The organism is Streptomyces sp. NPDC030143 (assembly GCF_055573695.1).
The window spans coordinates 488,133-500,799 of the sequence record NZ_JBVIAY010000002.1; the positions used below are offsets into that span (position 1 = coordinate 488,133).

Sequence of the window (12,667 nt, forward strand, 5' to 3'; positions counted from 1 at the left end):
CTGCCGCGGTGGTGACGTCACCACCTGTACCAGCGGCCCCTGCCTCCCGCGGTGGTCGTCCCGCGCATCACGAATCCCAGCAGCCACAGGACGAGGACCGCCAGCGCGATCCACCACAGCACTTTGACGGCGAATCCGGCGCCGAAGAGAACAAGGGCCAGCAACAGTACGAGCAGGATGGGAACCATTGTGTGAACCTCCTGCATTTCGGGTTTCCCCGAATGTGTGAATCAGGCTTCTTTTCTGCACAGAATCTCTCCGTGCAGAACAGCGAACCATCCGTCCTCCCGCTGCCCCCATTCCCGCCAGGCCTCCGACACGGCCCGCAGGCCTTCCGCGTCGGCGTGTCCGCCCCGCGTGGCGCGTTCCGCGTAGGCCGAGGCCAGGGTGCGGTCGGCCCACAGGGCGCTCCACCACCGCCGCTCCTCGGCAGTGGCGAACGTCCAGGTGTCCGAGGTGGCGGTGATGTCGGTGAAGCCGGCGGCCAGCGCCCAGGACCTCAGCCGGCGCCCCGCGTCGGGCTCGCCGCCGTTGGCGCGGGCCACCCGCCGGTACAGCTCCAGCCAGTCGTCCAGCCCGGGGGAGTGCGGGTACCAGGTCATGGCGGCGTAGTCCGCGTCGCGGACGGCGACGAACCCGCCGGGCCGAGTGACCCGCCGCATCTCGCGCAGCGCCTGCACCGGGTCGCCGACGTGCTGGAGCACCTGGTGGGCGTGGACCACGCAGAAGCTGTCGTCGGGAAAGTCCAGGGCGTGGACGTCGGCGACGGCGAAGTCCACGTTGTCCAGGCCGCGTTCGCCGGCGGTGGCCCGTGCCCGCTCCAGGATGCCCGGTGCGTGGTCGACGCCGGTGACGTGTCCGGCGGGGACCAGGGCCGCGAGGTCGGCGGTGATGGTGCCCGGCCCGCAGCCGACGTCCAGGATCCGCATGTGGGGCTTGAGCGAGCCCAGCAGGTAGGCCGCGGAGTTGGCGGCGGTCCGCCAGGTGTGCGACCGCAGCACCGACTCGTGGTGCCCGTGCGTGTAGACGGCGGTCTCCCGCGCTTTCGGCATGGCTGTGCCCCTTCTCTGCGGACCGGGCCCCCGGGTTCGCCGGAGCGGACCCGGGGGTGACGGCCACGATACGCATGCAACCGCATGGTGAGACACTTTGTTCTGCAATGTGGACTGACAGTGCGTCACGTATAGGCGGCCAAGCGTCGGCCGGGGGCTGTCGTGCAGGGCCGCCGACGGGGGCGTGATCGTCCCCGCGGCGGCGTCCGCGCCGTCAGTTCCCGTTCGCGGGGCGGTAGACGGTCAGTGCCTCGGGCAGGTTCTCCAGCGTGACCTCCCCCTCCACCTCGGTGACCTCGCCGTCGTGGGCGAGGAGCGTGCCGGGGGCGACGCCCGACAGGTGCAGCCGGCCCACCTGGACCGCCGCGTGGACGGGAGACCGGGTGAGCGGTCCGGCGAGGGCCGCGGCGAGCAGCCGCAGGGCGGGCCGGCGGCCGCCGTGCACCACCCGCACGTCGAGACGGCCGTCCGCCAGGTCGAGGCGGCGACCCGGGGCGAGGCCCATGCGGTGGTAGGTGCCGTTCCCGGCGAACAGCAGCCACAGGGGGTGCGGGCGGCCCGCGACCCGGGCCTCCAGCGGGTGCCGGTCCGCGCGCAGCACCCGCAGCGCGGCCAGGACACCGGCGGGCCAGCCGCCGATCCGGTGCGACCAGCGGTCCCGTTCCCGCACCAGCTCCGGGTACACGCCGAGGCTGCAGGTGTTCAGGAACACGCCCCGCCGTCCCGCGCAGGCGAACCGTCCCACGTCCACGCGGACCGCCTCGCCCTCGCGCACCGCCCGCCCCGGCCCGCGGACGTCCTCCATGCCCAGGTCGTGGGCGAAGTGGTTGAGCGTGCCGCCGGGCACGACCGCCAGCGGCAGCCCGTGACGCAGGGCGACCTCGGCGGCCGTGTTCACGGTGCCGTCGCCGCCGCACACCCCGAGGGCCCGCGCGGACGTCGCGGCCTTCTCCAACTCGCCGCGCACCTCGGCGGGCGGGCACTCGACGATCCGCGCGAGCGGCAGCTCGTCGCGCAGGGCGTGGATCCGTTCGGCGGTACCGGCGGAGGTGTTGGCCACCACGACGAGACCCTCCCCGTCGGGCAGCGCCGGCGCCTGGGCACGCGGCCGGGCGTGCGGGACGACCCCGGCGCGGGTCGGCACCAGCGCCCGTACGGCGAACGCGGCGCCCGCGCCCAGGGCCGCGCCCGCCAGGACGTCGCTCGGGAAGTGGACCCCGGTGTAGACGCGGGACATCGCCACGGAGAACGCGACCGGCGCCACCACCGCGCCCCACGCCGGCGACTCCAGGGCCACCCCCGTCGCGAAGGCCGCCGCCGACGCGGAGTGCCCGGAGGGGAAGGACGTGGTGATCGGCTGGCGCTTGAGCTGCCGGACCAGCGGCACCGGGTCCAGCCCGGGCCGGGCGCGGCGCACCGAGCGCTTGCCGAGGGTGTTGATCGTCAGGGACGCCAGGCTCAGCGAGGCGATCCCGCGGGCGGCCGCCCGGCGGGCCCGGGGCGTGCGGCTCGCCGCGATGGCGGCGGCCGCGGCGAACCACAGCACGCCGTGGTTGGCGCTGCGGCTCAGGCGCGGCAGGACGGGCCCGGCTGCGGGCCAGTGCCGTTCGGCGGCGAACTCGAACAGCCGGCAGTCCAGGGCGAGCAGCCGGTCGCGCACCCCGTGGCGGCCGGGTTTCAGGGCGGTCAGGTCGACGTCTGGGCTCATGAGCTGCGGGTACCCTGCAGGGGCCGTTTCCCGCGCGGGGCGGGCAGGACACCGGAAGGGGCCGCATGCGACTGATCCTCGTCCGCCACGGCGAGACCCCCGCCAACGTGGAACGTCTCCTGGACACCGCCGTCCCCGGGGCGTCCCTGACCGCGCTCGGCGAGCGGCAGGCCGCCGCGCTGCCCGCCGTCCTCGCCGACGAGGACATCGAGGCGCTGTACGTCTCCACTCTGGTGCGCACCCGGCTCACGGCCGCCCCGCTGGCCGCCGCCCGCGGCCTGGGGATGCGCGTCCGTGACGGGGTGCGGGAGATCTCCGCCGGCGACCTGGAGATGCTGCCCGGCGACTCGGAGCGGGGCGAACTCTATGTGCGCACCGCCCTCGCCTGGGCGGCCGGGGACACCGGGCTGCGCATGCCCGGCGGCGAGAGCGGCACCGAGTTCCTCGCCCGCTACGACGCCGTCGTCGCCGAGGCGGCCGACAGCGGTGCGGGAACCGTCGCGGTGGTCAGCCACGGCGCGGCGATCCGCACCTGGACGGCCGCGCGCGCCCACAACGTCGACGTCCCCTTCGCCGCCGCCCACCGCCTCGCCAACACCGGCGTGGTGATCCTGGAGGGCTCCCCGGCCGACGGCTGGAAGGCCCTGTCGTGGGCGGGCGCGACGGTGAGCCCGGCGGGCGAGGGCGGGCCGGCGGGCGAACCGGTGGACGGGGCGGCCGGCCCGCGCGGATAACGGTTTGCCCGGGCTCGTGGGCGGCCCGCAGAATGCCTGCCCATGGGACATCTGGAAGCCGCGCACCTCGAGTACTACCTCCCCGACGGGAGGGCGTTGCTCGGCGACGTGTCCTTCCGGGTCGGGGAAGGGGCCGTCGTCGCCCTCGTCGGGCCCAACGGGGCCGGCAAGACGACCCTGCTGCGGCTGATCTCCGGCGAGCTCAAGCCGCACGGCGGCACCGTCACCGTCAGCGGCGGACTCGGCGTGATGCGCCAGTTCGTGGGCTCCGTACGCGACGAGACGACCGTGCGCGACCTGCTGGTGTCCGTGTCCACGCCGCGCGTGCGGGCGGCCGCCCGGGCCGTCGACGAGGCGGAGCACGCCCTCATGACCGTCGACGACGAGGCCGCGCAGATGCGCTACGCGCAGGCCCTCGCCGACTGGGCCGAGGCCCGCGGGTACGAGGCGGAGACGCTGTGGGACATGTGCACCACGGCCGCGCTCGGCATGCCGTACGAGAAGGCGCAGTGGCGGCAGGTGCGCACGCTCTCCGGCGGTGAGCAGAAGCGGCTCGTCCTGGAGGCCCTGCTGCGCGGCACCGACGAGGTGCTGCTGCTCGACGAGCCCGACAACTACCTCGACGTCCCCGGCAAACGCTGGCTGGAGGAGCGGCTGAAGGAGACCCGCAAGACGGTCCTCTTCGTCTCCCACGACCGCGAACTGCTCTCCCGCGCGGCCGAGAAGATCGTCTCCGTGGAGCCCTCACCCACCGGCGCCGACGCCTGGGTGCACGGCGGCGGCTTCGCCACCTACCACCAGGCACGCCGCGAACGCTTCGCCCGCTTCGAGGAGTTGCGCCGCCGCTGGGACGAGAAGCACGCGCAGCTGAAGAAACTCGTGCTGAACCTGCGTCAGGCCGCCTCCATCAGCCACGAGCTGGCCTCCCGGTACCACGCCGCGCAGACCCGGCTGCGCAAGTTCGAGGAGGCGGGCCCGCCGCCGGAGCCGCCGCGCGAGCAGGACATCACCATGCGCCTCAAGGGCGGCCGCACCGGCGTCAGGGCCGTCACCTGCGCGGGGCTCGAGCTGACCGGCCTGATGAAGCCCTTCGACCTCGAGGTGTTCTACGGCGAACGCGTCGCCGTGCTCGGCTCCAACGGCTCCGGCAAGTCGCACTTCCTGCGCCTACTCGCCGGCGACGACGTGGCCCACACGGGGGAGTGGAAGCTCGGCGCGCGCGTGGTCCCGGGGCACTTCGCCCAGACCCACGCCCACCCCGAGCTGATGGGCCGCACCCTCCTGGACATCCTGTGGCAGGAACACTCCCAGGACCGGGGTGCGGCCATGTCCCGGCTGCGCCGCTACGAGCTGACGCAGCAGGCCGAGCAGGCCTTCGACCGGCTCTCGGGCGGACAGCAGGCGCGCTTCCAGATCCTGCTGCTGGAACTGCAGGGCGTCACCGCCCTGCTGCTCGACGAGCCGACCGACAACCTCGACCTGGAGTCCGCCGAAGCGTTGCAGGAAGGCCTGGAGGCCTTCGACGGCACGGTCCTCGCCGTCACCCACGACCGCTGGTTCGCCCGCTCCTTCGACCGCTTCCTGGTCTTCGGCAGCGACGGACGCGTCCGGGAGACCCCGGAACCGGTGTGGGACGAACGCCGGGTGGAACGGGCACGTTAGGGGACGGGCGCGTCGGGGGTACGGACGGGCCGACCGCTCCCCGGGGTGCTCTCGGCCCGGCTGTTCCCCCTGCCGGGTTTCCCCGGGGGTTCCAGGGCGGCAGCTTCCCCGGGGGTTCCCAGGGTGGCAGCTCCCGGGGGTTCCAGCGCGGCAGTTTCCCTGGGGGGCCGAGTCGGCAGCTTCCCCGGGGGCTCCGGCCGGGGGCAGTTCTCCTGCGGGTTCGCGGGCCGGCTTCTCCCCTGCGCGGTCCCGGGTCGGCCGAGCGCCCCTCGGGCCGCGCGCATGCGCCCCCTGCCAGGCGCACCCGGCAGGGGGCGGCACGTTCGTCGCCGTCCCGTCACTTCCAGCGCAGCAGTGCTCCCAGGCCGCCCACCGGGGCCTCCTCCTCCGTGGGCGGGACGACGAGGACCGGGGCGTCCGTGGTGACCGCCGAGCGGATCAGCGCGTCGTCCGCGCGGGCCGCCCACGAGTGCTGTTCGCCGAGCGTCTTCAGCTCGGTGCGGCGCACCGCCAGCTGGTCGGGATCCTCGCCGATCCACACCTCGCGGTGCGTGTCGGAACCGTCGGCGCGGATCAGCAGTTCGTCGATCCGGTGCTCGCGGGCCGCCTCGACCAGCGCGGGCACCCCCTCCACGGCCGCGGCGCGCCCCTCCTCGTCCGGCGCCCGGGCGGCAAGGAACCGCTCCAGTTCGGCCTCGGCCAGTCGGCGGGCGTGTTCGGCACGGGCCCTCTCCACGTCCTCGTCGAGCAGCCTGCTGCCCGTGCCGTGGGGCGCCTCGACCGTCCGGTCGTGCAGCCGCTGCGGCAACCGGTCGTGCACGGCCCGCCGCTCCCGGTCGTCACCCACCAGGACGAGCAGGTCGGCGCCGGTCTCCTCCTGGCACACGGCGAGCGCGTCGGCGATCTCCGCCGCGTTGTGCTCCCAGGTGTTCTCCACCCGCAGCTGGAAGTGCCGCTCCGACCAGTCGGCCGTCGACGTGCGGTGCAGGGGATGCTGCCGGCCGGTGACCGACCCCGCGTCCTCACGACGGATGGCGCTGCGCAGCTCGAAGGCCGCGCCCTTGCGGTCGATGTAGGCCACGACGCACACCGGGTCCTGATCGGCCAGCTCCAGCAGCGGTGTGACCCTCGGCAGCGGCGCCCACTCCGCCCGGTCGCCCTGCGGGGGCCGGGCCAGCGCCGGGTCGAGGACGATCTCGCCGCCCCGCGCGAACAGGGCCCGCCCGTGCGGTTCCGAGGAGTGACCCAACTCCTCCACCGCACGCTCCACCGCACGGCACGTGGCCTCGTCCGCGCCCTGTTCGGCCAGCTCCCGCGCCATGGCGGAGGCCGTGAGGCGACGTTCGTGGGGGGTGCTCTCCGTGTGTCGTGAGGTGTCGACGTACACGGAGGCCCAGGGGCCGGATTGTTCGTACAGTGGATGCAGAAAAGCGAGATCCATGGCTCCCTCCCGGATGCCGCTCGGGGGTCTTCGTGCTCACCGGGCGGGTACCCGAACCTCATGGACGAACACGACGAGCGGGGCACCACGATGACCGGAGTCGACCCGGACCGGCTGGACGACCAGCAGCTCATGAAAGAGCTGGAGACGATCCACCGCACGCGCCACGACACCCTGCTGTACGGCTCGAACGACGCGCTGCGCGCCCACAACGACCGCATGGCACGGCTGGAGGGCGAGTACCTGCGCCGCAATCCGCGCCGCTCCGTCACCCCCGGCCGCACCCGCGAGGGCGCCCGCGACCGCGCCACCGCGGAGGAGATGGGCGGCAGGCCCTCCTCGGACACCCCGGTGGGCAAGTGGGGCCCGGGATCGCCCGGCCGGACACCGGGCGGCGGAACGGTACGCCGTACGGGACCGGGAACGGCCGAGGGCCCCGGCGCGACCTGACCCCACCGGGTCCCTGTCGGCCGGGACCCCTGTCCGGGTCCGGTCCGGACTCCGGGACCAGACGGCCCCCACCCGCAGGAGGGGGCCGCCCTGAGAGCGCGTCCGCTCAGTGCCGCAGCGGCTGCCGGCCCTGGTGCCGGTGTGCCGCGATCGCCTCTACGAACTGCTGTACGAACTCGCTGCTCGCGACGCCGGGAGAGGTGTCCGTCACCACGCCCAGGTCGCTGACCACCCGCCGGAACTCGGTGGACAACCGCACCCCCCGCAGCTCCAGCGCCGACAGCACACCCACGCCGGAACCGAGTGCTCCGACCGGTTTGCCGTGCCGGTAGGCGTCCCGCACGAACCGGACGACATCCGGGTCCACCGCCACCGACGGCGTCCCCGTGGGCCCACCGGGCAACAGGACGGCGTCGTACAGGACGGAGGCGACGGTCGGCAGTGCGCGGTCGACCGCATACAGTTCACCGTCGGCGCCCCGCACCGTGCCGTCCGTCGCCGCCAGCGCCTCCACGATCGCCCCCTCGGCCGCCAGTCCCTCGCGCACCGAGGTCACCTGGTCCGCGTCGACGCCGTCGGCGACCAGGACCGCGATCCGCCGGGTGCGGATCGAACCGTCCCCGCGCAGCGGCCGCGCGTCGAGGCTGAGCGCGGGGGAGGAGAGCTTGGACGCCGTCCGGGTCTCCTCCGGCTCCGGCACACCGATGCCCCGCGCCACCTGCGCCGCCAACGCGCCGTCCACCTTGGCCAGTTCGCCGACCGTGCGGACGCGCACCGTGCGTGCCTCGACCTTGCCCAGCTCGAACCGGAAGGCCTCGACGATGTGCTGCTTCTCCCAGTCGGCCATGCTGTTCCAGAACAGCGCCGCCTGGCTGTGGTGGTCCTTGAAGCTCGGGCTGCGCCGGCGGATCTTGGCCCCGTCGACGCGCTCCGTGTAGTGGGTGAACGCCTTCCCGTCGACACCCGCGTGCGCGGGGCAACCGCCGCCGAGGGAGTTCGGGAAGTAGTTCGTGCCCCGGTGGACGGTGCTCTGGTGGTAGCCGTCGCGCTGGTTAGTGCGCACCGGCGCCACCGGCCGGTTGACCGGCAGCTGCGAGAAGTTGGGGCCGCCGAGGCGGATCAACTGGGTGTCCAGGTAGGAGAAGTTGCGGGCCTGGAGCAGCGGGTCGTTGGTGAAGTCGATGCCCGGCACGACGTTCGCCGTGTGGAAGGCGACCTGCTCGGTCTCGGCGAAGAAGTTCTCCGGGTTGCGGTCGAGCACCATCCGGCCGATCGGCCGCACCGGCACCTGCTCCTCCGGGATGATCTTCGTCGGGTCGAGCAGGTCGAAGTCGAAGGCGAACTCGTCTTCCTCGGGGACGAGCTGGACGCCCAGCTCCCACTCGGGGTGTTCGCCCGCCTCGATCGCGTCCCACAGGTCACGCCGGTTGAAGTCGGGGTCGCGGCCCTGGCACTCCTGGGCCTCGTCCCACACCAGCGAGTGCACACCCAGTTTCGGCGTCCAGTGGAACTTCACGAACGTGCCCCTGCCCTCCGCGTTCACGAAGCGGAAGGTGTGCACGCCGAAGCCCTGCATCATGCGGTAGCTGCGCGGGATCGCCCGGTCCGACATCAGCCACATGATGGCGTGCAGCGTCTCCGGCTGGAGCGACACGAAGTCCCACAGGGTGTCGTGGGCGGAGGCGCCGGTCGGGATGTCGTTGTGCGGCTCGGGCTTCACCGCGTGCACGAAGTCGGGGAACTTGATGCCGTCCTGGATGAAGAAGACCGGGAAGTTGTTCCCGACCAGGTCGTAGTTGCCCTCCGACGTGTAGAACTTGGTCGCGAAGCCCCGCACGTCCCGCACCGTATCCGCCGAACCCTTGGGGCCCTGCACGGTGGAGAACCGCACGAACACGGGCGTGCGCACCGACGGGTCCTGGAGGAAGGCCGCGCGCGTGAACTCGGCGCAGGACTCGTAGGGTTCGAAGTAGCCGTACGCGCCCGCGCCCCGCGCGTGCACCACCCGCTCCGGGATCCGCTCGTGGTCGAAGCGGGTGAGCTTCTCCCGGAAGTGGAAGTCCTCCATCAGCGTCGGACCGCGCTCGCCGGCGGTCAGCGAGTCGTCCGTGTGGTCGACCGTCACGCCCTGGTCGGTGGTGAGCGGCCCGGAGGCCGGGTCCTCGGCCCGGAACGCCTGCCGCTGCTCCTGCTTGCGGTCGATCGGCTCCCCCATCAGCCGGCCTCCTCGGCGAACACGTCCAGGAACGTCTCGCAGAACGCCTTCAGGTCGTCCGGCTTGCGGCTGGTGACGAGCTTGTTGGAGCCGTGGTCGCAGACCTTGACCTGTTCGTCGACCCAGGTGGCGCCCGCGTTGCGCAGGTCCGTCCGCAGGCTCGGCCACGACGTCAGCTCCCGGCCGCGGACGACGTCCGCCTCGACGAGCGTCCACGGGGCGTGGCAGATCGCGGCCACCGGCAGGCCCCGCTCGAAGAAGTCCCGGACGAAGGCCACCGCCTTCTCGTCGCTGCGCAGGAAGTCCGGGTTGGCGACACCGCCCGGCAGGACCAGCCCGCCGAAGGACTGCGCGGACACCTCGCCGACCACCTCGTCGACCGGGAACGTGTCCGCCTTGTCGAGGTGGTGGAAGGCCTGCACCTCACCGGATTGCGTCGACACCAGGACGGGCTCGTGGCCCGCGTCCACCGCGGCCTGCCACGGATCGGTCAGCTCCACCTGCTCGACGCCCTCGGGTGCCGTCAGAAACGCGATGCGCATGATCGTTCAACGTCCTTTCGTGACACGCCGGAGGCGCGGTCGCCCCCGGCACGCTGTGTCGTCCGCGCCCGCGACCCGCGCGGGCGCGCCGGGCGCGGCGAACGGGCCGCCCTCAGCGGGGGCGGCCCGGTCACCGTGCGTCAGTCGCCCCTGACCAGGGTCTGCGCCAGCTCCTGCACCGTGCTGTAGCGCGCCGAGCGCGGCAGGTGCCGTACCGCCTCCACGAGGGCGTCCGGAGCGTTCTTGCGGCGCAGGGTCCGCGTCAGCTCCTCCGGGCCCGCCGGGAAGGCGCTGCGACCCAGGATCCGGGCCAGCTCCAGCCGTACCGTCGCCAGCGACGCCCGGGCGCCGCCGGGCACCACCGGACCGCCCCAGACCTCCGGATCGTCCTCCGCGGACGGCTCCGGGTCGTGCCACTCCTCCGAGCGCGTCGGGTGCCCGGACCTCAGCAGTCCCTGCAGTTCGTGCTTCATCTCGTCGTCCCGGTGGACGCTCAGCCGGTCACTGCCTCGCTGCATGTCTCCCTCCAGATCCTCGGGGGCCGGCCCCCCGCGTACCCGTGGGGCGGGAGCCGACACGGGATCCGCCCCACGGATGTCCGCAAGACGCCGCCCCCCGCCGACGCTGCCGCCGCGCGGGCCCGCGAGCCGTCGCCCCACGGTCCCGGCACGTGCACGTGCCGGGACCGTGGGGCGACCACGTCGTGCGGACCGCCCGCCGCGCGTGGAAAGGCGTCAGAGGAGTCCGAGCAGCTTCTCGGTGAACTCGTCGGTGCTCGCCGTACCGCCCAGGTCGCGGGTACGGACGTCCGACGTGGCCAGGACCGCGGCGACGGCGTCGTCGACGTCCCGGGCGGCCTCGGGGTGGCCGAGGTGGTCGAGCATCAGCGCCGCCGAGCCGATCGCCCCCAGCGGGTTGGCGATGCCCTGGCCGGCGATGTCGGGAGCGGAACCGTGCACCGGCTCGAACATCGACGGGAACGCGCGCTCGGGGTTGAGACTCGCGGACGGGGCGATGCCGATCGAGCCGGCCACGGCGGCCGCGAGGTCGCTGAGGATGTCACCGAAGAGGTTGGAGGCGACGACGACGTCGAAGCGGGCGGGATCGAGGACGAACTTGGCGGCCAGGGCGTCGATGTGCTCCTGGTCCCAGGCGACGCCGGGGTGCTCGGCGGCGCGCTCGGCGATCAGCTCGTCCCAGAACGGCATGGTGTGGATGATGCCGTTGGACTTGGTGGCCGAGGTGACCTTCCCGCGGCGGCGGGCGGCGAGCGAGAAGGCGTAGTCGGCGATCCGGGTGACCCCGGCCCGCGTGAACACCGCCTCCTGAACGGCCAGCTCCTGCGGTGTCCCCCGGTTCATCCGGCCGCCGATCTCGCTGTACTCGCCCTCGACGTTCTCCCGTACGACGACCAGGTCGACCTCGCCCGCGACGGCCGCGCGCAGCGGACCGTCCACACCGTCGAAGACCCGGACGGGCCGCAGGTTGACGTACTGGCGGAAGTGGCGGCGGATGGGAATCAGCAGCCCCCACAGGGACACGTGGTCGGGGACGCCCGGGTAGCCGACGGCGCCCAGCAGGATCGCGTCCGCCTCGCGCAGCCGGTCCAGTCCGTCCTCGGGCATCATCGCGCCCTCGCGCAGGTAGCGCTCGCAGGACCAGTCGTAGGAGGTGTAGGAGAAGTCGATGCCGTGGCGGCGGCCGACCGCGTCCAGCACGCGCCGGGCGGGCGGGAGGACCTCGGTCCCGATGCCGTCGCCGGGGATGAGGGCGATGCGGTGATTCGTCATGCGGCCGATTGCAACAGCGCGCCGCGAGCGCGTCCAAGACATGTTCGGGATGGGTCTTATAAGCCCGCCTGATAAGGGCGCTATCCCGTGGGGAGCCGACCCGCCAGAGCGCTGTCCAGGAAGGCCAGGGCAGCCGGGGACAGCTGCCCCCGGCGGCTGATCAGACCGATGCGCAGGACGGGGTTCGGCTCCAGGCCGAGCACCATCGCCCCCGCCCGCTCCGCCACGGCGCGCCAGGAATCGGTCATCACCGCGAGACCCACGCCCGCCAGGACGAGCGGCAGCACCGACACCCGGTGCTCGGTCTCGGCGGCGACGACGACGTCCACACCCCGTTCCCGCAGGTCGTCCACGTAGGCGCGGGCGGCCGTGCCCCGCTGCACGATGATCAGCCGGTGCCCGGACAGCGCCTCGGCGGCCACCGGGACGCCCGGCGGGAACGGGCCGTCGGGCGGCGTCAGCAGCACGAGCCCCTGCACACCGACCGGGTGGGACACGACCTCCTTCTCCGGCAGCGGGCCGGAGGTGGTCAGCAGCCCCAGCTCCCCCGCACCCGTGCGCACCATGTCGATGACGTCCTGCGGCGTGAAGGCGGCACGCACGCACACCCGCACGCCGGGATGGCGAGCGCCGAAACCGCGCACCATCGAGGTGAGCGGTTCGACGGCCGGGGACGGCATCGCGGCGATGTCGAGCCTGCCGGTGCGCAGCTCCTGGACGGCGTCGACACTGGCCCGCGCGGTCTCCATGCTGCGCACGGCCGCGCGGGCGGGGTCGATCAGCGCCGTTCCCGCCTCCGTGAGGACGGCCCGTTTCCCGATCCGGTGGAACAGGGCGGCGCCCAGGTCCCGCTCCAGCGACCGAACGGTCTGCGACAGCGCCGGCTGTGAGACGTACAGGGCCGTGGCCGCCCTGTTGAAACCGCCGTGGTCGACGATCGCGAGGAAGTACTTCAGCTGCCGGATGTCCATGCCTGGATTCTTACCGGGCGCCCGGGAGCTCGGAACGGACCCGCGCCGGGCCCCGGCGGCGCTCGACCCGGTCGCCGGGGCGCGGCGGCGCGGGGCTCCACG

General features: G+C 73.5%; 11 protein-coding genes and 1 pseudogene. 3 read left to right on the top strand and 9 right to left on the bottom strand.

Annotated features, from left to right (window positions below):
• Window positions 1-17 precede the first annotated feature (17 nt).
• The 3 genes from ACZ4YY_RS05260 to ACZ4YY_RS05270 form a co-directional block, all read right to left on the bottom strand.
• On the bottom strand, window positions 18-188 hold the full coding sequence (locus ACZ4YY_RS05260; RefSeq protein ID WP_468284004.1) for a hydrophobic protein: 171 nt from the start codon (window positions 186-188) through the stop codon (window positions 18-20).
• Window positions 189-230: 42 nt separating this feature from the next.
• Window positions 231-1,052, bottom strand: coding sequence for a class I SAM-dependent methyltransferase (locus tag ACZ4YY_RS05265; RefSeq protein ID WP_468284006.1), 822 nt, complete (start codon window positions 1,050-1,052; stop codon window positions 231-233).
• 214 nt (window positions 1,053-1,266) lie between these two features.
• Window positions 1,267-2,760, bottom strand: coding sequence for a phosphatase PAP2 family protein (locus ACZ4YY_RS05270; protein WP_468284008.1), 1,494 nt, complete (start codon window positions 2,758-2,760; stop codon window positions 1,267-1,269).
• Window positions 2,761-2,825: 65 nt separating this feature from the next.
• On the opposite strand from ACZ4YY_RS05270, the gene ACZ4YY_RS05275 reads away from it, so the two are divergent.
• A complete protein-coding gene (locus tag ACZ4YY_RS05275) occupies window positions 2,826-3,494 on the top strand; it encodes a histidine phosphatase family protein (protein ID WP_468284010.1) in 669 nt (222 codons plus the stop codon).
• Between the two features lie 42 nt (window positions 3,495-3,536).
• A complete protein-coding gene (locus ACZ4YY_RS05280; protein WP_468284012.1) occupies window positions 3,537-5,156 on the top strand; it encodes an ABC-F family ATP-binding cassette domain-containing protein in 1,620 nt (539 codons plus the stop codon).
• Between the two features lie 337 nt (window positions 5,157-5,493).
• Here ACZ4YY_RS05280 and ACZ4YY_RS05285 read toward each other — a convergent pair whose 3' ends face one another.
• A complete protein-coding gene (locus ACZ4YY_RS05285) occupies window positions 5,494-6,597 on the bottom strand; it encodes a baeRF2 domain-containing protein (RefSeq protein ID WP_468284014.1) in 1,104 nt (367 codons plus the stop codon).
• 60 nt (window positions 6,598-6,657) lie between these two features.
• On the opposite strand from ACZ4YY_RS05285, the pseudogene ACZ4YY_RS05290 reads away from it, so the two are divergent.
• Window positions 6,658-6,915 (top strand): annotated as a pseudogene (locus tag ACZ4YY_RS05290) (DUF6158 family protein); the annotation flags it as partial.
• Window positions 6,916-7,153: 238 nt separating this feature from the next.
• Here ACZ4YY_RS05290 and ACZ4YY_RS05295 read toward each other — a convergent pair.
• From ACZ4YY_RS05295 to ACZ4YY_RS05315, 5 genes are all read right to left on the bottom strand, one after another.
• On the bottom strand, window positions 7,154-9,262 hold the full coding sequence (locus tag ACZ4YY_RS05295; RefSeq protein ID WP_468284016.1) for a catalase: 2,109 nt from the start codon (window positions 9,260-9,262) through the stop codon (window positions 7,154-7,156).
• Window positions 9,262-9,804 carry a type 1 glutamine amidotransferase domain-containing protein gene (locus tag ACZ4YY_RS05300; RefSeq protein ID WP_468284018.1) on the bottom strand — a complete coding sequence of 181 codons (543 nt, stop codon included), beginning with the start codon at window positions 9,802-9,804 and terminating at the stop codon, window positions 9,262-9,264. Before ACZ4YY_RS05300 ends, ACZ4YY_RS05295 begins: the two co-directional genes overlap by 1 nt.
• A 140-nt stretch (window positions 9,805-9,944) precedes the next feature.
• Window positions 9,945-10,322: a DUF2795 domain-containing protein gene (locus ACZ4YY_RS05305; RefSeq protein WP_468284020.1), complete on the bottom strand. Its 378-nt coding sequence runs from the start codon at window positions 10,320-10,322 to the stop codon at window positions 9,945-9,947.
• Between the two features lie 216 nt (window positions 10,323-10,538).
• Window positions 10,539-11,594: a tartrate dehydrogenase gene (locus tag ACZ4YY_RS05310; RefSeq protein ID WP_468284022.1), complete on the bottom strand. Its 1,056-nt coding sequence runs from the start codon at window positions 11,592-11,594 to the stop codon at window positions 10,539-10,541.
• An 80-nt stretch (window positions 11,595-11,674) separates the two neighbouring features.
• Window positions 11,675-12,565 carry a LysR family transcriptional regulator gene (locus tag ACZ4YY_RS05315; RefSeq protein WP_468284024.1) on the bottom strand — a complete coding sequence of 297 codons (891 nt, stop codon included), beginning with the start codon at window positions 12,563-12,565 and terminating at the stop codon, window positions 11,675-11,677.
• Window positions 12,566-12,667 lie beyond the last annotated feature (102 nt).

Coding starts and splice junctions, on each gene's coding strand:
- ACZ4YY_RS05275 (WP_468284010.1), top strand. CDS start 2,826: ATGCGACTGATCCTCGTCCGCCACGGCGAGACCCCCGCCAACGTGGAA.
- ACZ4YY_RS05305 (WP_468284020.1), bottom strand. CDS start 10,322: ATGCAGCGAGGCAGTGACCGGCTGAGCGTCCACCGGGACGACGAGATG.
- ACZ4YY_RS05270 (WP_468284008.1), bottom strand. CDS start 2,760: ATGAGCCCAGACGTCGACCTGACCGCCCTGAAACCCGGCCGCCACGGG.
- ACZ4YY_RS05310 (WP_468284022.1), bottom strand. CDS start 11,594: ATGACGAATCACCGCATCGCCCTCATCCCCGGCGACGGCATCGGGACC.
- ACZ4YY_RS05280 (WP_468284012.1), top strand. CDS start 3,537: ATGGGACATCTGGAAGCCGCGCACCTCGAGTACTACCTCCCCGACGGG.
- ACZ4YY_RS05300 (WP_468284018.1), bottom strand. CDS start 9,804: ATGCGCATCGCGTTTCTGACGGCACCCGAGGGCGTCGAGCAGGTGGAG.
- ACZ4YY_RS05260 (WP_468284004.1), bottom strand. CDS start 188: ATGGTTCCCATCCTGCTCGTACTGTTGCTGGCCCTTGTTCTCTTCGGC.
- ACZ4YY_RS05295 (WP_468284016.1), bottom strand. CDS start 9,262: ATGGGGGAGCCGATCGACCGCAAGCAGGAGCAGCGGCAGGCGTTCCGG.
- ACZ4YY_RS05315 (WP_468284024.1), bottom strand. CDS start 12,565: ATGGACATCCGGCAGCTGAAGTACTTCCTCGCGATCGTCGACCACGGC.
- ACZ4YY_RS05265 (WP_468284006.1), bottom strand. CDS start 1,052: ATGCCGAAAGCGCGGGAGACCGCCGTCTACACGCACGGGCACCACGAG.
- ACZ4YY_RS05285 (WP_468284014.1), bottom strand. CDS start 6,597: ATGGATCTCGCTTTTCTGCATCCACTGTACGAACAATCCGGCCCCTGG.